The organism is Pseudomonas sp. GL-B-19, from assembly GCF_019956415.1.
Classification (GTDB): domain Bacteria; phylum Pseudomonadota; class Gammaproteobacteria; order Pseudomonadales; family Pseudomonadaceae; genus Aquipseudomonas.
In genome coordinates this window covers 98,414-115,899 of the sequence record NZ_JAHBDK010000075.1, presented here as the reverse complement: position 1 = coordinate 115,899, position 17,486 = coordinate 98,414, and the positions used below count along the sequence as shown (strand labels likewise).

General features: G+C 58.8%; 14 protein-coding genes. 6 read left to right on the top strand and 8 right to left on the bottom strand.

What is annotated here, in order from left to right; all coding sequences use genetic code 11:
- Positions 1–122 precede the first annotated feature (122 nt).
- The 3 genes from KGB06_RS25595 to KGB06_RS25585 all read left to right on the top strand — a co-directional run bounded on the left by KGB06_RS25595 (position 123) and on the right by KGB06_RS25585 (position 2,248).
- On the top strand, positions 123–563 hold the full coding sequence (locus KGB06_RS25595; protein ID WP_223520745.1) for a carboxymuconolactone decarboxylase family protein: 441 nt from the start codon (positions 123–125) through the stop codon (positions 561–563).
- An 87-nt stretch (positions 564–650) separates the two neighbouring features.
- Entirely contained in the window at positions 651–1,571 is a 921-nt protein-coding gene (locus KGB06_RS25590; RefSeq protein ID WP_223520744.1) for a LysR family transcriptional regulator, read from the top strand.
- Positions 1,572–1,726: 155 nt separating this feature from the next.
- A complete protein-coding gene (locus tag KGB06_RS25585; protein ID WP_223520742.1) occupies positions 1,727–2,248 on the top strand; it encodes a GNAT family N-acetyltransferase in 522 nt (173 codons plus the stop codon).
- 1 nt (position 2,249) lies between these two features.
- Here the strand turns inward: KGB06_RS25585 and KGB06_RS25580 are convergent, their stop codons facing one another.
- From KGB06_RS25580 to KGB06_RS25570, 3 genes are all read right to left on the bottom strand, one after another.
- Positions 2,250–2,942, bottom strand: coding sequence for an aspartate/glutamate racemase family protein (locus tag KGB06_RS25580; RefSeq protein ID WP_223520740.1), 693 nt, complete (start codon positions 2,940–2,942; stop codon positions 2,250–2,252).
- A 100-nt stretch (positions 2,943–3,042) separates the two neighbouring features.
- The gene (locus tag KGB06_RS25575) at positions 3,043–3,978 is read right to left on the bottom strand and encodes a halovibrin HvnC (RefSeq protein ID WP_223520738.1); all 936 of its coding nucleotides are present in this window, start codon (positions 3,976–3,978) and stop codon (positions 3,043–3,045) included.
- A 98-nt stretch (positions 3,979–4,076) separates the two neighbouring features.
- The gene (locus KGB06_RS25570) at positions 4,077–5,429 is read right to left on the bottom strand and encodes a hypothetical protein (RefSeq protein WP_223520736.1); all 1,353 of its coding nucleotides are present in this window, start codon (positions 5,427–5,429) and stop codon (positions 4,077–4,079) included.
- A gap of 255 nt (positions 5,430–5,684) precedes the next feature.
- Here KGB06_RS25570 and KGB06_RS25565 point away from each other — a divergent pair, with 255 nt between their 5' ends.
- On the top strand, positions 5,685–6,194 hold the full coding sequence (locus KGB06_RS25565; RefSeq protein ID WP_223520734.1) for a hypothetical protein: 510 nt from the start codon (positions 5,685–5,687) through the stop codon (positions 6,192–6,194).
- 134 nt (positions 6,195–6,328) lie between these two features.
- On the opposite strand, the gene KGB06_RS25560 is transcribed toward KGB06_RS25565, so the two are convergent.
- Both KGB06_RS25560 and ccoN read right to left on the bottom strand, forming a co-directional pair.
- Complete coding sequence (locus KGB06_RS25560; protein WP_223520732.1) at positions 6,329–6,550, bottom strand: cbb3-type cytochrome c oxidase subunit 3; 222 nt, start codon at positions 6,548–6,550, stop codon at positions 6,329–6,331.
- Positions 6,551–6,565: 15 nt separating this feature from the next.
- On the bottom strand, positions 6,566–7,993 hold the full coding sequence (ccoN, locus tag KGB06_RS25555; protein ID WP_223520729.1) for a cytochrome-c oxidase, cbb3-type subunit I: 1,428 nt from the start codon (positions 7,991–7,993) through the stop codon (positions 6,566–6,568).
- A gap of 398 nt (positions 7,994–8,391) precedes the next feature.
- Between ccoN and KGB06_RS25550 the strand changes: the two genes are divergently transcribed.
- Together KGB06_RS25550 and KGB06_RS25545 are read left to right on the top strand one after the other, a co-directional pair.
- Entirely contained in the window at positions 8,392–10,065 is a 1,674-nt protein-coding gene (locus KGB06_RS25550) for a nitrite/sulfite reductase (protein ID WP_223520727.1), read from the top strand.
- A complete protein-coding gene (locus KGB06_RS25545; RefSeq protein WP_223520724.1) occupies positions 10,062–10,541 on the top strand; it encodes a DUF934 domain-containing protein in 480 nt (159 codons plus the stop codon). Before KGB06_RS25550 ends, KGB06_RS25545 begins: the two co-directional genes overlap by 4 nt.
- A gap of 153 nt (positions 10,542–10,694) precedes the next feature.
- Here KGB06_RS25545 and KGB06_RS25540 read toward each other — a convergent pair whose 3' ends face one another.
- The 3 genes from KGB06_RS25540 to KGB06_RS25530 all read right to left on the bottom strand — a co-directional run bounded on the left by KGB06_RS25540 (position 10,695) and on the right by KGB06_RS25530 (position 17,452).
- Positions 10,695–13,043, bottom strand: coding sequence for a tetratricopeptide repeat protein (locus KGB06_RS25540; RefSeq protein ID WP_223520722.1), 2,349 nt, complete (start codon positions 13,041–13,043; stop codon positions 10,695–10,697).
- Between the two features lie 113 nt (positions 13,044–13,156).
- The gene (locus tag KGB06_RS25535; protein ID WP_223520720.1) at positions 13,157–15,679 is read right to left on the bottom strand and encodes a fused MFS/spermidine synthase; all 2,523 of its coding nucleotides are present in this window, start codon (positions 15,677–15,679) and stop codon (positions 13,157–13,159) included.
- A gap of 183 nt (positions 15,680–15,862) precedes the next feature.
- Positions 15,863–17,452, bottom strand: a complete 1,590-nt coding sequence (locus KGB06_RS25530; protein WP_223520719.1) for an arylsulfatase — start codon at positions 17,450–17,452, stop codon at positions 15,863–15,865.
- Between the last annotated feature and the right edge of the window lie 34 nt (positions 17,453–17,486).

Here is a 17,486-nt window from a genome sequence, read left to right as displayed (position 1 = left end):
GCCAAAAACCTCAGATTGGTCTGTTGCCGAATGGTCCCGGGCTTTTTCGTTGAATTGGCACTGTAACGTACGTGCATCACCGCCTAACGTGGAGGTCACTATTCGATCCCTGAGGTCGCCCCATGAGTTCCCGCCTGGATTACTACAGCGCTTCGCCAAAAGCGATGAAAGCGATGATTGCCATGGAAGCCTTGACCAGCAACCTCAGTATCGAACCCGCGCTGCTGCACCTGATCAAGATCCGCGCCTCGCAGCTCAATGGCTGCGCTTTCTGCACCGACATGCATTCGGTGGATGCACGACGCCTCGGCGAGACCGACCGGCGCCTGTACTCGATCGTCGTGTGGCGCGACAGCGGCTTTTTCAACCCGCGCGAGCGCGCTGCGCTGGCCTGGACCGAAGCCGTGACGCTGCTTGCCGAAAGCCACGTGCCGGATGACGTGTTCGCACTGGCCCGGGAGCAATTCAGTGAAGCGGAGCTGGTCGATTTGACGATTGCCGTGACCACCATCAACAGCTGGAATCGACTGGCGGTGAGTTTTCGGCAAACCCCTGGCGGCTGAATCGATTATCCGCGCCCAGTGTCACGTCAGGTTCATAAACACTGCGCAGGATGAGGGTTTCAAGGACAGATCGACAAGGAGTCATTGATGTCATTCATGGAATCCACTTGCGCTGCCGGTATCGATCCGGTGCTGGCGCAGTCCTTCCGGGTGAGCGCCCGTTGCGGGAGCTTCATGCAGGCCGCTCGCAGCCTCAATCTCAAATCCACGCAGTTACGCAAACACTTGGCGCAGCTCGAGGCGCAATTGCAATGTTCGCTGTTCAATCATCAGGACAATGGCCTGGCCCTGAGTCGTGAAGGGTTGGCGCTTCAGGCGCAACTGATCGCGTTGGCCCATGAGCGCGATGCGCCGGTGATTGAGCAACCGCTGATTCGCCTGGCGGTGGCCGAGTCGATCCTGCACGACATTTTCGGTCGTGACCTGATCGCGTTGTTGCGCCGCAATGCCAGCGTGCGGCTGGACATCATTACTCTCGACAGTGAGCTGAGCCTGCAAGCGATCAGCGCCGATGTAGTGCTGTGGCTGGCCGGCACTGATTCGCCACTGCCGGGGCCGAGTTTTGCAGTGAGCGAACCGCAACGCCTGGCACGTCTGGAGTATCTGCCGCACATCGCCAAGCGCTATTCGCGAGTCGCGGCCCGGCCAGACAGCCTCGACGACCTGGCCGACTTCATGTTGGTGCAATGGCAGCATGATCGTCAGGTCGAGAGCTTTCGGACGTGGAATAGCGTGGTGGATCAGCGTTTGGCCGGCGTGGTGCAATTGCACTCCTATGCGCTAATGCTGGAGATGATCCGTTGCAGCGCCTGCATCGGGCTGTTACCGCGTTACATGAGCCAATTCGACCGAGAGCTGATTGCGTTGCCCGGACTGTTCGACCAGCCGATGCAACGTCAGGTGTGGATGGCAGTGAATGCCGAATCACAAGGGCAGGCCGGTGTGCAGATGATCGTTGAGCTAATCCATAACACCTTCAATGAACGCCGGGAGTGGTTCGAGAGCTGAACGCGGTCAAACTGTAGGAGCGAGCCTGCTCGCGATAGCGGACTGACATTCAAAATAGATGTCGACTGATACACCGCTATCGCGAGCAGGCTCACTCCTACAGGAGATAGCGTTGTAGAGTGAGCGACCATATGTGCATCAAGGATGAATCACCCATGCCCGCCACTGACCCCGTCATCACCCTCGAACGTTTCAACGAATCCCACATCGATGGCATCACGGCGCTCTACAACGACCCGGCGATTACCCGTCAGGTGCTGCAAATGCCGTTTCAGTCCACCGAAGTCTGGCGCAAACGCCTGGCAGCGGATAACGAACACGTGGTGCAACTGGTCGCCCTGCATCAGGGCACGGTCATCGGCAACATTGGCCTGGAGCAGTTCTCGCGGATCCGCCGCAGCCATGCCGGCAACCTTGGCATGGGCGTCGCGGTGGCGTGGCAGGGCAAAGGCGTGGGTTCGACATTGCTGGCGGCAGCGCTGGACATCGCCGACAACTGGATGAACCTGCAACGTGTGGAGCTCTCGGTGTACGCCGACAACGAAGCGGCCATCGGTCTCTACCGAAAATTCGGTTTCGAGACCGAAGGCCTGTTTCGCGATTACGCCGTGCGTGACGGCCGACTGGTCGATGCCTTGAGCATGGCGCGTCTGCGTCACACGCTTAACGCCGATTGACTCAGTCGCCCAGTGCGAACGCCACCGCCGCCTGCGCATGCAGTTCGGTGGTGTCGAGCAAGGGCAGGGCGCTGTGTTCGGGTTTGATCAGCAGGCCGATTTCCGTGCAGCCAAGGATGATCGCCTGGGCGCCTCGCTGGGCCAGCGACTCGATCACCTGCTGATAGACCTTGCGCGACGCCTCGCTGATTACCCCGACGCACAACTCGTCGTAGATGATCCGGTGCACCGCCTGGCGTTCCTCGGCTTCAGGCACCAACACGGTCAACCCCATCGTGCTCAGGCGATCCTTGAGAAAATCCTGTTCCATGGTGAACGCGGTTCCGAGCAAACCCACCTTCAACGCACCGGCATCCACGGCTGCCTGGCCGGTCGGGTCGGCGATGTGCAGGAACGGAATAGTGATCGCAGCCTGAATCTGCCCGGCCACCTTGTGCATGGTGTTGGTACACAGCACCACACACTCGGCGCCGCCAGCTTCCAGTCGTCGCGCCGCATTCACCAGAATCGCCGCCGCATCGTCCCAACGCCCGGCATGCTGGGCTTGTTCGACAGGCCCGAAGTCGACACTGAACATGAGCAACTGCGCCGAACGCAACGGCCCGAGCCGGTCACGAACCTGCTGGTTGATGAGGCGATAGTACTCGGCGCTGGACTCCCAGCTCATGCCGCCGATAAGGCCGATGGTGCGCATGGAACACTCCCTTTGTTATCGCCTGTATTGACGTTGCAGGCGGGCAGGAGAGTTTCGAATTCTTTCGCCAAGCGTGCCAGTGATAAATGCACTGGATCGTTCATTGCGTCACTGCCTGATCCGCTGCGACATAATGAAAGGTGGCTGTCCCCGTGGGGCTATTCGCGGGGGGCAGGCGGATAATGGGGACCACAATTTTGGGGTTGGTCGAGTTGTAGAAATCCCGTTGGTTGTATTGCGCGTCGGCGAGTGGTTGCGGGTCTGTACCGCCGTAAACGTAAAAGAACGCCATGATCGGAAGCGTATTGGGGCGCCCGGATGTCCAGGTTTTGATGATGACTTCGTTATGCCCGTTGAACCCCTGAGTACCCAATAGGGTTTTTGCCCGAAGGGATTGATAAAATGCCGGGCCTGCCAAGGCATTGCGATCATCGGTAATGTCGAAACCGCATTGGCGCAGATTTGGATTGCCGCCAGGTGTATTCCACACAGCCAGCCATTGTTCTGCCGTGGTCACGCCCGCGCCTTGGCAAAGTTGACTCTGAGCAGGATAGTCGCGATGGGGAACGCAGACGGATGTTTCACTTCGGTGCCACGTCCATCCATCCATGGGGTAAGAACACAGATAGTCCAGATCTGTTTTGTCAGTCGGTGCCTCGAATATGGGGTACAGGATATAACCGTTGCCATAGCCCCATGCCAATCGACCAAAATTCGCATCGGCCCGTAGATAAGAAAAGGAAACACCGCCGCTTTTAATGGATGTAGGGCTTGGGTCCCAGACTTTATAGGTATTGGCGGGGTCTTTTACCGTCACTCTCAATGTGACGCCAGCACACAGGAAAGCAGGTTGAGAGTTGGAGTTGTTGCAGTTTGCTACTGTTCTGCCATAAAGCGTCGTTAGTTGATTCGCAATAGCGGGCCCATTTTGAGTATTTCCCCCGCTGAGCCCACCGACTACATCGGTTTGGGGGTGATCGATTTGGCTGCAACCCGCTACCAATGCGAATAGAAAAAATCCAATTAATTTTCGCATGACAAAACTCCCTGTCGATTGGCGGGTAGTGACCTTGGTTGAGTGATCTGTTTTGGGGTTCGGTGAACCTGACTAAATCTGCCGTAATAGCCACTCGGCTATAAAGCGACTCTTAAACACCATGAAAAAATTATGGGGTCATTGGTGTCTGTTTTTCTCAGGGTGTAATTGAATATCACGTCAAACCCACGATTCTCCGTTAGCCATGCCTGTAAGACCGGAAGATTGGTATAAGAGGGTTGTGTAATAGTGACTTCTTCACCATATCGAGTCACTCGTCCGAACAGCGCGAGGCGCACTTTATAACTCCCCTCCAACGCCGGGTAATAAGTCCTGAGATTAAGTTTATCCGTGGACAGAGTGGGTTCTGGAAGATGGTGTTTCTGCCCGGTGATTTGAATGCCCAGCGTTTTGGATGGCAGGTCCTCAGTGGTGCCCGGTAACCGGACGGTGTAACTGATCTGCGCACGGGTGCTGATGCAATCAACAACTTCCAGCCTGGGGACTCGAAAGATCAGCGTCTGACCCACATAGGAGACCGTTTGAATCTCACTGCCATAGGTCGAGTTGCGGCCGAGCCAATAGACTTTGACGGTTTGTCCGCGAGCCGAACCTGGGAAATCGACTTCGACCGTTGCAAACGGGGCCTCATAGAAGTCTTTTTCAAAGTTTAATACGGTGCCGTTCTGTTCCTTGGCTTCCAGCACTCTGGGCGGTTTCAGATCCAGAACCGGTTGTCGGATGTGCACGTCTATGTGAGTGGTGGGTGACCAGATCGCCTGCGGTCCTGATGAATTTCCGATTTGATCCACGACTCGGAAGCGCATTGGAAATTGAGAATTATCAGTTTTGAACGCCTCTGCAAAAAGCTTCAACACGATTGTGCCGGCAGCGGCTTGTGCCGCTGTCACTGTATGAAGGACCGTGTGGCCATCACAATCGAGCGTGATTTTGTCGTGCGCTCGCATGTAAACGTAATTCAGTTTGACCTCTACCCCTTCGGCAACGCGATTGGCATCCAGACCTTTGGCGATGACATCCGCGGGAAGTGTCATGATCAGGTTGGGATTGTCCCCGGTCCCCGTCACTTCGCCACCGGAGCGAGGCGTGTTGAAGAGAACGACCAGGTCCTCCGAGGTTTCCGGGTCCTGACTGATCCGTTTGACCCTCAAACGGATCCGGTTGATACCGTCCTGCAAGCGGGCGACTGGTAGAAACAGTGAGAACCTTTTGTTTTCTTCACCCGACTTAATGGTTTTGTCGGCAACGGGTGTGGATTCGTTATTCAGCAGCAACTCTGCAGTGTCGAACTCACTCATGTTGAGCCAAGGATCGACCACTGCTTCAGCGTCGGAAAGCCGTATGCCACCCTCGGGATTGCCCGCATGAATGACCGGCGTCGCCCACGGCAGTATGGTTACTTTTTCTATCTTTAAAATCTGGCTACTCATGAAGTGCGGTCCTTTGCTGACGGCAGTGGGCTTTCTCGTTACGTCGACTGCCTGATCATCAGACACCTGATAGGTGAGTGTCGGCTACTGTCACATCTGACAGGTCGAAGGGAATTGCCCCCTAAAAGGTAACCACTCGTCGTTTTCACTCGCCTTTCAATGGGCGCAGCCACCTGGCAGCTTTGTCGTACGTCGGCGGCCGTCATCTGCCATGATGAAAGTCCGCAGCACCGCTCCAACGAAAGGAACACCGCAATGGACGACGTACAACAACTGGGCGAGATGCTTCGCCACTACGCAGAAAGCGAAGCGCACAAGAAGCAAACGTTCGAGTCGCAATCGGCCGTGTGGGCAACGCGTATCAGTGAGCTGTTCGATCAGATCCAGCACTGGCTGGAACCGGTCCAGGCGCCGAATCTGCTGGAGGTGAGCCGCGAGGCGTATGTCGCTTCAGGGCCGAGCGTGCCGGTCGAAACGTCGACGTTCAAGACCGAGAAACTGTCCATTATGATTGCTGGCAAGCCAGTGGAGTTCGTGCCGGACGTGATGGGCGCGGGCGGTCAGATTTCATTGGCGGTGATGGGGCTGACGGCCGCGCGCTATGGCAGCGTTTCGCTGGTTTGCCTGCCGCCGTCGAGTAGCTGGCAGTGGCGCAAGACCAATGGCTTGAAAGACCCGGACACCTTCGCGTTCGATGCGAACTTTCTGGCGCAGCAGTTGCAAAGCCTGATCCCCCGCGATCGCGGCCAGGTTCTCCCGGATTGACCCAAAACCCTGTAGGAGCCGAGCTTGCTCGCGAAGCGGTGTGTCATTCAACATCAATGGTGACTGACACACCGCTTTCGTCGGAACGCCGCCCGGAGCAAGCTCGGCTCCTACATTATTGGATAGGTGGTGGGTCAGATGTCGAGGTTGCCCCAACCCGGTTTGACCTCTTCCGGCGCCACTGCTTTTACCGTTTTCCCGGTGGCCAGTTCGACCCGCCGCGCCACCTCGGGGTCATCCGCAAACGGAATCAAACTGGCATCCTCCAGACTCACCGTTGTCTGCCGCTTCAGGCAATATTCAACCCCCAGCCAAAATCCCGACACAGCCATCACATTCAATAGCATTTCAAACATTCCAGGCTCCTTGCCTCAGGCAATCTGCACTTCACGTTCAGCCATCGCCACGTCCGCAACCCTCACCGTGCGCCAGGTGTTGTAGGCCATCAACAACATGCCACTGAGGAAGAACACCCCGCCGGCAAAGCGCACCACATACCCCGGATGGCTGGCCTGCAAGGCTTCAACGAACGAATACGTCAGCGTGCCGTCATCGTTGATTGCGCGCCACATCAGGCCCTGAGTGATGCCGTTGACCCACATCGAGGCGATGTACAACACCGTGCCAATGGTCGCCAGCCAGAAATGTGCGTTGATCAGGCCGATGCTGTGCATCTGCTCGCGGCCAAAGACTTTTGGCACCATGTGGTAGACCGCTCCGAACGTGATCATCGCCACCCAGCCCAACGCGCCGGCGTGCACATGGCCGATAGTCCAGTCGGTGTAGTGGGAGAGGGCGTTGACCGTCTTGATCGCCATCATCGGCCCTTCGAACGTCGACATCCCATAGAAGGCCAGCGACAACACCAAAAACCTCAGGATCGGGTCGGTGCGCAACTTATGCCAGGCCCCCGAGAGCGTCATCATCCCGTTGATCATTCCGCCCCAGCTCGGCGCGAGCAGGATCAGCGACATCGCCATGCCCAGTGACTGTGCCCAGTCTGGCAACGCGGTGTAATGCAGGTGGTGCGGGCCGGCCCAGATGTACAGGGTAATCAACGCCCAAAAATGCACGATGGACAGGCGATAGGAATACACCGGTCGTCCGACCTGTTTCGGCACAAAGTAATACATCATTCCGAGGAATCCGGTGGTCAGGAAGAAACCGACCGCGTTGTGCCCGTACCACCACTGGACCATGGCGTCGGTTGCCCCGGAATACACCGGATAGGACTTGAACCAGCCCACCGGGATCGACAGGTGATTGACCACGTGCAGCATTGCGATCACGACGATGAACGCGCCGAAGAACCAGTTACCGACGTAAATGTGTTTGGTCTTGCGTTGCACCACGGTGGTGAAGAACACAATGGCGTACGCGACCCAGACCACCGTCATCCACACCGCGCCGGTGAATTCGATTTCGGCGTATTCCTTGGTGGTGGTGTATCCCAGCGGCAGGGTGATCAGCATGATCACAATTACCGATTGCCAGCCCCAAAAGGTAAACGCGGCCAGAGTGTCGGAGTACAGCCGCACCTGGCAGGTGCGCTGCACGGCGTAGTAACTGGCAGCGAACTGCGCGCTGCCGGCAAAGCCGAAAATCACCAGGCTGGTGTGCAACGGGCGCAAGCGGCCGAACGTGGTCCACGGCAAGTCGAGGTTCATTTCGGGCCATACCAGTTGCGAGGCGATCCACACCCCCATCGCCATCCCCACGACACCCCAGACAATGGTTGCCACGACGAATTGGCGGACGACCTTGTAGTTATAGGCCTGTCCGATTGTTGCTGTGCTCATGGTCAATGCTTCCACGGTTGCAAAGTCTTGCACTGTAGAAACCCCGTCGAAAACAAAACAGACTCAGGAAAACTTCATTTATGCGGATCAGATTTGAGGCAACCCTGCGGCCATCTGCCACATCCTGATACGGTTTTTTAGCGCGCAGGTGAATCTGTAACGCGCTGCGCCGCAGGTCCATAGTCCCCCTCACAAGCACCGCCAACCCCCTGTAGCAGCTATCGAGCACCGCGAGGCAGCGTTCGGCTGCGAAGCAGTCGTGAAATCAAGCGACACGGTGAGTCGGATGAACCGGGGAACACAGGGTTGACGACTGCTTCGCAGCCGAACGCTGCCTCGCGGTGCTCGACAGCTGCTACAGGGGCAGAGCGTGCGATCCATCCTGATGAGGTAGCCACATGTATCAGTACGATGACTATGACCGGGCCCTGGTCTTCGAGCGGGTTGCGCAGTTTCGCGATCAGGTCGAACGTTTCCTGGCAGGCGAGTTGAGCGACGAAGAGTTTCTGCCGTTGCGATTGCAGAACGGCCTGTACCTGCAAAAACACGCCTACATGCTGCGCGTGGCGATTCCCTATGGCACGTTGAGCGCCACGCAAATGCGCACGCTGGCCAGCATCGCGCGGGACTACGACCGTGGCTATGGTCACTTCACCACGCGGCAGAACATGCAGTTCAACTGGATCGAACTGGCTCAGGTGCCGGACATCCTCGAACGCCTGGCCGAGGTCGAGATGCACGCGATCCAGACCTCTGGTAACTGCGTGCGCAACATCACCACGGAAGCGTTCGCCGGTGTCGCGGCGGACGAACTGCTGGACCCGCGCCCGCTCGCCGAAATCCTGCGACAGTGGTCGACCATCAACCCGGAGTTCCTGTTCCTGCCACGCAAGTTCAAAATCGCCATCTGCTCGGCGAAACAGGACCGCGCAGCGATCATGATGCATGACATCGGTTTGTACCTTTATCGCGATGACCTTGGGCAGATGCTGTTGCGGGTGATCGTCGGTGGCGGCCTGGGGCGCACGCCGATCCTCGGTTTGCAGATTCGCGAGGGCTTGCCGTGGCAACATTTGCTGTCTTACGTCGAGGCGGTGCTGCGGGTCTACAACCGCCACGGTCGACGGGACAACAAGTACAAGGCGCGAATCAAGATTCTGGTCAGAGCTTTGGGTATCGAAGCCTTCGCCAAGGAAGTGGAGGAAGAATGGCAACACCTCAAGGACGGCCCGGCGCAGTTGACCGAAGTCGAATATGAGCGCGTTGCCAGTGCCTTTGTGCCGCCCGATTACCGTTCACTGTCCGACACCGACCTGGCGTTTGGCACACGCCTGACAGACAACCCGGCTTTCGCCCGTTGGGTTGCGCGGAACGTTCAGCCGCACAAGGTGGCGGGTTACACCAGTGTGGTGCTGTCGACCAAACCGGGCATTGCCTCGCCACCGGGCGATGTAACGGCCGATCAAATGATGGCCGTGGCCGAGTGGTCCGAGCAGTTTGGTTTTGGTGAGATTCGAATCGCCCATGAACAGAACATCGTGCTGCCGGACGTGCCCAAGGCCGATCTCTACGCGTTGTGGTGCCTGGCGTGTGAGCAAGGTCTGGGCTGCGCCAACGTTGGTTTACTCACCGACATCATCGCGTGCCCCGGTGGCGACTTTTGCGCACTGGCCAACGCCAAGTCGATCCCGATAGCCCACGCCATTCAAGCACGTTTCGAAGATCTGGATTACCTCCACGACCTGGGCGACATCAGCCTGAACATATCGGGCTGCATGAATGCCTGTGGTCATCACCACATTGGCAACATCGGCATTCTGGGTGTCGATAAAAACGGCAGCGAGTGGTACCAGATCACCCTCGGCGGCAGCCAGGGCAAGAACAGTGCACTGGGCAAGGTTATCGGTCCGTCTTTCAGCGCCGCCGAAGTGCCCGGCGTTATCGAGCAAATCGTTCAGACCTTCGTCAGCTACCGCGAGAGCGAAGAACTGTTCGTCGACACCTTGCAACGCATTGGTCTGGAACCGTTCAAGGAACAGGTGTATCCGCAGGTGCTGGAGGTGTCGGCATGAACAATGTGCTGGCGCTGGAGCAGGGGGTGGCGTGGATTGTTACCGATGATCCGTGGCGGCTGGTCAGGAACGAGGAAGATGAGTTGCCCGCCAGTTCTCTGATTGTGCCGCTGGCCCGCTGGCTGCAAAATCCTGCACGGCATGCGGTGTGGCTAGGCCCGGACGATGAGGTGGAAAGCCTCAAGCCGTGGTTGCTAACACTGTCGTTGATTGCCCTGGATTTCCCGAGTTTTCGTGATGGTCGCGCCTACAGTCAGGCGTACTTGCTGCGCACTCGACTGGGCTGGACGGGTGAACTGCGCGCGGTCGGTGATGTGCTGCGCGATCAACTCAGCCACATGCGCCAATGCGGTTTCGACAGCTTTGCGGTGCGCGAGGACAAATCTGCTGAAGATGCGTTGAAGGGGTTGGCAGGGATGAGCGTCTTGTATGGGCGTTCGGTGATCGAGCCGCGACCGTTGTTCAGACGACGCTGAAATACCGTTTAGCAGCCGCCGAAGCCCCTGTAGGAGCCGAGCTTGCTCCGGGCGGCGTTCCGACGAAAGCGGTGTGTCATTCAACATCAATGGTGACTGACACACCGCCATCGCGAGCAAGCTCGGCTCCTACAGGTTTCTGCTGTTATTCCGTTATTTCAGCGCCGGATCGCCCATGTTCATTTTCTTCCAACCCTGCAGCAGCACCTGCGCTTTCGGTTCCTGCCCATTGCCCAGGTAGTATTGGATCAACGTCAGCCGCGCATTGCGGTTGACCGGCTGTACTTTGAGCAACTGCTCCAGCACTTCGCAGGCCTCTTCAACTTTGCCGCTGTCATGCAACGCCACCGCCAGCACGTAGCTGTACTGGCCGTTTTGCGGTTCCAGCTGCGCAGCTTTGCGTAATGCCGACATGGCCTGGTCCGATTTGCCCGCACGTACCAGCGACAAGCCCTGGGTGTACTGCAACAGCGCGGCGTCCGGGTGGTCTTTCAAACCTTGTGCCAGCAGCGCCTGTGCCTCCTGGCGTTGGCCATTGGCTTCCAGCCATTGCACCAGCGACACCAGCGCCGGGTAGAAATCCGGGTCGCGCTTGAGGGCCGTGCGCAGGTACTTTTCGACCTCGTCATTACGGCCACTGGCCTGATAGAACATGGCCAGGTTGAGGTTGGCTTCGGCCCGCTCCAGCAGGCTCATCTGTGCCGCTTCGTACTCGGCGATGGCCGCATTCCAGCTCGCCTGGGCGCTGCCCAAGCCCGTGCTGGCGACACTCAGCAGGTCCCGGGCCGCGGCGATCCGCACAGCCATCACCGGATCGGTCAGCAATGGCGTCAACAGCGGCGCACGCTCGGGTGGCGGCAGGAGCGCGCTGATGGCCCTCACGGCACTTTCACGCACCTGTGGCGCCGGGTTGCCCAAGTCCTTGGTGGCCAGTTTCAACGCCTGCTCACTCGGGTACAGCGCCAACTCGGCCAGCAAGGTTGCCCGCTGAATCGCCGGCAAATTGCTGCGTTGCAGCTGCTCGTACAAGGCTTGTGCCGCACCGGGTTGGCCGTTTCGAACCAGCCACAGGCTTTCGTCATAACGCGCGGCCTGTAAGGTTGGCGCGCTGTTCCAAAATTTGAACTGCTCGGTGACCTTGTCGCCGTCCTTGCCCTGGTGGCAGGTGAGGCAGGCGTCCGGCGTGCCGAGTTTTTTCGCCCGCTCCGGGTTGGGAATACTGAAACTGTGGTCATGCCGGAAGTCGTTGCCCATGTAGAACTTGCCGGGCATATGGCAATCCACGCACTGCGAACCCGGTTGGCCCATGGTGTGGCGAGTGTGTTCGATGGCGTCGTAGTTTTTCGCTTGCAGGCCTTTGCCATTGACGCCTTCCACCGAAGTTTTGCCCGCCGTGTTGTGGCATTGCAGGCAAACGCCGTTGCCTGGCGCCTTGAGCTCGTTGCTGTGCGGGTTATGGCAGTTGCTGCAGCGCACACCTTTGTCGAACATTTTGCTTTGGGCGAAGGAGCCGTGTTCAAACACTTCGTCCTTGATCTTGCCGTCCAGCGCATACAACTCGCGGGTCAGGGCGCTTGGCAAGTAGTCATCCATCAGGCGTTTGCCGGGGGTGTAGCCATCGCTCAGCGGTGCACGGCGCGAATGGCAGCGGGCACAGGTCTCGAGTTCGACAGTCGCGTTCTTGTCCTTGAGGTCGACGGCAAAACCGGCATGAATCAAATCACCTTTTTTCGCCGTCCATTCCAGGTGATTGGAAGCCGGGCCGTGGCATGCCTGGCAGCCGACACCGAGGCTGTTCCATTGGCTGTCGAAGGTGTTTTTGGCAGCATCGTAATTGCGTTTGTAACCCGTGGTATGGCACTCGACGCACATGAAGTTGGCGTTCTGGCTTGGCTTGCTCCAGTGCAACGGGTTCTTGAAGTTCACGCCCTGGCCCGCGTAGAGGTGGAACCAGCGGTGTTTTTCGGTATCCCAGGCCACGCCCAAAGGTTGCAAGCGACCTTCGCCGACCTCGATCAGGTATTGCTGCAACGGCGCGATGCCGAAGGTATAAGCCACCTTGAAGTCGGCGTTCTTGCCGTCGATGCCCGGTGTGTTGACCCAGAAAGCGTCGCCCTTGCGCGAGAAAACGGTGGTTTCGTTTTCGGCTTTGAAGGTGACGTTATTGAAGTCACCGAGCATCGTCTCGGCATTGGCTTCTTGCATCGCCAATTGGTGATGGGAACCTTGCCAGTCCTTGACCTGCTCGCTGTGGCAGCCCTGGCATTGTTGCTCATCGACCATCTTCGCCGGCGCCATCGTGACCGGTTGAGGTTTGGCCGGTTGCGCGGCAGGGGCGTTGACGGGCACGGGTTTCAGCGGTGCCGGTGTACTGCTGAACAGAAACCAGCCGATAGCAATGACCGCCAACAGCAATGCACTGATGGTCACAGGAAAAAGGTAACGATTGATCAGGTTCGGTTGCGAATCACGGTTTGCTGAGTTGTTTTTATGCTTCGGCATTGCGACTTCCGTAGTCCAGGTGCGTTTGCCTTAAGGCGCGCGATCAATCTGAGTGCAGCTTTGACGGATGCCGGGCATCTGTCAAATGAGGGTTGTGAAAAGGTCCTCGAGTCTTACTCCCCGCCACCCACAAACCAGCGGTAATACGGGTTGCCGCCATCGCCCATCATCACCTCACGGATATCCTTGGCCCATGCGTCCCGGTCTCCGTCATACGCGTGCAGGCTCGCCCGATAGAACTGCATCAGGCGTTGTTGATGGGCATTCATGCGGTCGGTGAACCCGGCATCGGCGTTCAGCAGCGGCGCTGGCTGGCGCAAGTCCAGCAGGGCCGGTAGCACGCGGCTGATTTCCTTGGCGCGCAACCAAGGGGCGTATTCGATACGTGGCTGATCATCGGTGACCGGCAGCGCATCGGCGGCGAAACGTTCCAGGCCGGCGCGGTCGGTCACCCACGTGGCGAGCAACGCAGCGGCTGAGCCGATGCCCACATCCTGCAGGGTGCTGCGAACGCTTTCCTGCTGGAAGCGCTGGCTGATTTTCGCGGCGTCCAGTTCGATCGGCTCCATCGAGCCCACCAGCAGCATTTCGTGGAACTCGCTGGTCCACAACGTCGCGTAGGGGAAGACGTCGAGGAAGCTGCGCACCAGCGAGCGCGAATCGTCGATGTTCTGGGTTGGCAGCGGCAACCATTGCGCGACCAGGCCTTTTTTCTCCAGGCGACTGGCGGCCAGTTGGTAAAAGTCACGGGAATAAAGATTCACCACGCCGGCAGCGGAGGGCGGTGGCGGTTCGAGGGTGATCAGGTCGTAGTTTTGCTGGCTGCGCAGCAGTTCCTGGCGACCGTCGCGCAGGCGGACATCCACCGTCGGGTCGGTGGCGGCATTGAAGTTGCCTTTGAACAACGGCGCGGCTTTGACCACTGACGGCAGCAATTCGGCGACGACGCGATGTTCCAGCCCCGGATAGCGGGTCAGGGCGCCTGCGGTGATGCCAGTGCCGAAACCGATCACCAGCGCCGAGCGCGGTTCGCCGTTATGGATCAGCAGCGGCAATAGCGCCTGAATCCGCATGTAGCGCAGCGATGGCATGGCGTCACCGGTGTTCGACACACCCTGGATATACAGGCGCTGGAAGGTCTTCTGCCCCTTGCCCTGCGTGACCACAGCCACCGTGCCGCCGCGTCCTTCTTCATAGAATGCCAACGTGCCGTTGCGGGCGCCGGGCAGCAGATTGGCGAGTTTATCGGCCGGAGTAAAAACGGCTACAACCACCGACAACAGGCCAAGGGCGACCACGGCTTGGCGCCGGCCTTTTTTGACGTGATGCCCCTTGCGCACCGAGAAATAGCCGATCCCGGCAGCAACAATAGCCAGCAGCCCCAAGGTACGCACCAGCCCCAGCAACGGGATCAATAAAAACCCACAGAGCATCACGCCGATAATCCCGCCCAAGGTGTTGAACGCCACCACCGCGCCGACGTCCCGACCGACCCGTTCAGGACCGACGCTCAACCGCAGGGCCAACGGGAACGCCGCCCCCAGCAGCAAGGTTGGGACAAACACGATGCTCAACGCCGCCACGGCAAACCGTGCGCTCATGCCCAGCAGCTCGCTACCGCCCACGGCCAGCGCCACCATTTCGGCCTGGGATTGTAAAAACACCAGCCAGCGCCCGAGAAAGGCGACCTCCAGCAGCGCGATCAGACCGGCACCGGCAATCAGCAAGCCAAACACGCCCCAAGGATCACGAATGCGATCAACCCGACGGGCCAGCAGGGCGCTGCCGAGGAACAAACCCGTGAGGTACGTCGCCAACACCACGGCAAACGCATAGGTGCGCGTGCTCATGAATTGCACGATGGATTGCGACCAGACCACTTCGTAGCCCAGTGCCACACCGCCAGCGATGGAATAGAGCCACAGCGCCAGACGATCCGGCGCGGTTGCCGCGTGGTGTTTGACCGCAGCTTCGACCGGCACCGGGCGGTGGCGTTGAAACCACAAGGCACCGACGGCGGCCAGCAAGTTCAGCATCGCGGCGGCGAGGGCACTGCCACGCACGCCGAGGGTGGCGATCAGCACGAAGGCTGCGAGCAGGGTGCCGGCAATCGCGCCAGCCGTGTTCGCGGCATAGAGTTGGCCGCCAGCCTTGCCCAAGTGTTGCGGGTCGCTGGCCAGTGAACGAACCAGCACCGGCAGCGTGCCACCCATCAACAGCGCGGGAATGCCCACCAGTGCAAATGGCAACACCCAGGCCAGCAACCCGACGTGCTGCTCCAGCCAGGCGAATGGACTGGCGGCCATGCTCATCGCAAACGTCGCACCGACACCCAGCACCGCCACCAGCACTTCCAGCCCCGCATACAGCAGGACCGGCTGCTTCAAGCGATCAGCCCAACGCCCGAACAGCAAACCACCCAAAGCCAATCCGGCAAAAAATGCGCTGATGCCGGTGGTGATCGCATACACCTCGACGCCGACCACCAGCGACAACTGCTTGATCCACAGCACCTGGTACACCAGCGCAGCAGCGCCGGAGACGAACAGCAGCAGGGCAGGAATCAGCAGGGCCGGGGACGCTGCGCTGTGAGGGGCGGGTATGGCCGACGAGTTGCTGGCGACACGTGAAGACATTGCGGGTTGCCTTGTTCCAATTCAAAAAACCAGTGACCGTACAGGCCTCATCGCGAGCAGGCTCGCTCCCACAGGGGATTGCATTCCAAATGTGGGAGCGAGCCTGCTCGCGAAGGGGTCAACGCGGTCTCAAGCCAAAAATAGGGCCGCTCGCCGATGAGGGCGAGCGGCGGTCACGCGATCTTACTGTGCAGCCGGTGCAGCTTTCATTTTTTCAGCGATTTTTGCATCTACCGCAGCGCGGATCTGGTCAACACTGAAGCTGGCCGGTTTCTGGCTTGGTGGATATTCGATAAAGGTCTGGAGGAACACCGCTGCTTTACCAGTGGCTACGGCCGCCAGATAAACGTTTTTGGTTAACCAATCATAATACTGATCGGAAACCACATCGGCGCGTTCATACGGGTCCATTCTCAGGTTGAAGATTTTTGGCACCCGCAGGCACACAAACGGCTCACTCCACACCTTGAAACCGCCTGGCGCGCGTTGTTCGCAGAACACCGCTTTCCAGTTGTCGAAACGCATCGACACCAGCATGCCGTCGTCATTGAAGTAGTAGAACTCCTTGCGCTCGCCCTTAGGCTGTTGGCCGGTCAGATAAGGCAGTTGGTTGTAGCCGTCCAGGTGCACCTTGAAGTTGGTGCCACCCGATACCGGCGCCCAGCCTTTGAGCAGCTTGTCCTTCACATCGGCATCGCCCGCCGCGGCCAGCAGCGTCGGGAACCAGTCCAGGCCCGAGAACATTTCGTTGGAGACTTCACCGGCCTTGATCTTGCCTGGCCAACGCACAATCGCCGGCACCCGGTAGGCGCCTTCCCAGTTGGAGTTCTTCTCGTTGCGGAACGGCGTGGTTGCCGCGTCCGGCCAGGAGAACTGGTTCGGCCCGTTGTCAGTGGTGTAGACAACGATGGTGTTGTCGGCGACTTTCAGGTCATCAATGGTTTTCAGCAGTTTGCCGACGTCGCCGTCGTGCTCAAGCATGCCGTCTGCATAGTCGTTGCCGGGCATGCCGCTCTGGCCCTTCATCGACTCGCGCACATGGGTGAACAAGTGCATGCGGGTGGTGTTCATCCAGACGAAGAACGGTTTGTCCGCCTTGACCTGTTTCTCGATGAAACCTATCGCCGCTGCCGTGGTTTCGTCGTCGATGGTTTCCATGCGCTTGGTGGTCAACGCGCCGGTGTCTTCGATCTTGCCGTCGGCAAAGCTGTGGATCACGCCACGGGGGGCGTAGGACTTGAGGAACGCAGGGTCGTCCTTGGGCCAATACGGACGTTCCGGTTCTTCTTCAGCGTTGAGGTGATAGAGGTTGCCAAAGAATTCGTCGAAACCGTGGTTGGTCGGCAGGTATTCGTCCTTGTCGCCCAAGTGGTTCTTGCCAAACTGGCCGGTCGCATAACCCATGGACTTGAGTGCCTGGGCGATGGTGATATCGCGTTTTTGCAGACCCACTGGTGCACCGGGCGCGCCAACTTTCGACAGGCCGGTACGCAGCGGCGTCTGCCCCGTGATGAACGACGACCGTCCTGCCGTGCAGCTGTTCTCCGCGTAATAGTCGGTGAACATCATGCCTTCTTTGGCAATCCGGTCGATGTTCGGCGTCTTGTACCCGACCACGCCCATGGAATAGGCGCTGATGTTGGTCTGGCCAATGTCATCGCCGAAGATCACCAGAATGTTTGGTTTTTCAGCAGCCCCGGCAGTTGCCGAAATCGCCATGACCGAGGCTGCCACGAGGGCGAGTTTCGGTAGCCACTTGTGTATGCGAGTCATCCGACTTGCTCCTTTTGCTTACTTGCGTCGCCTG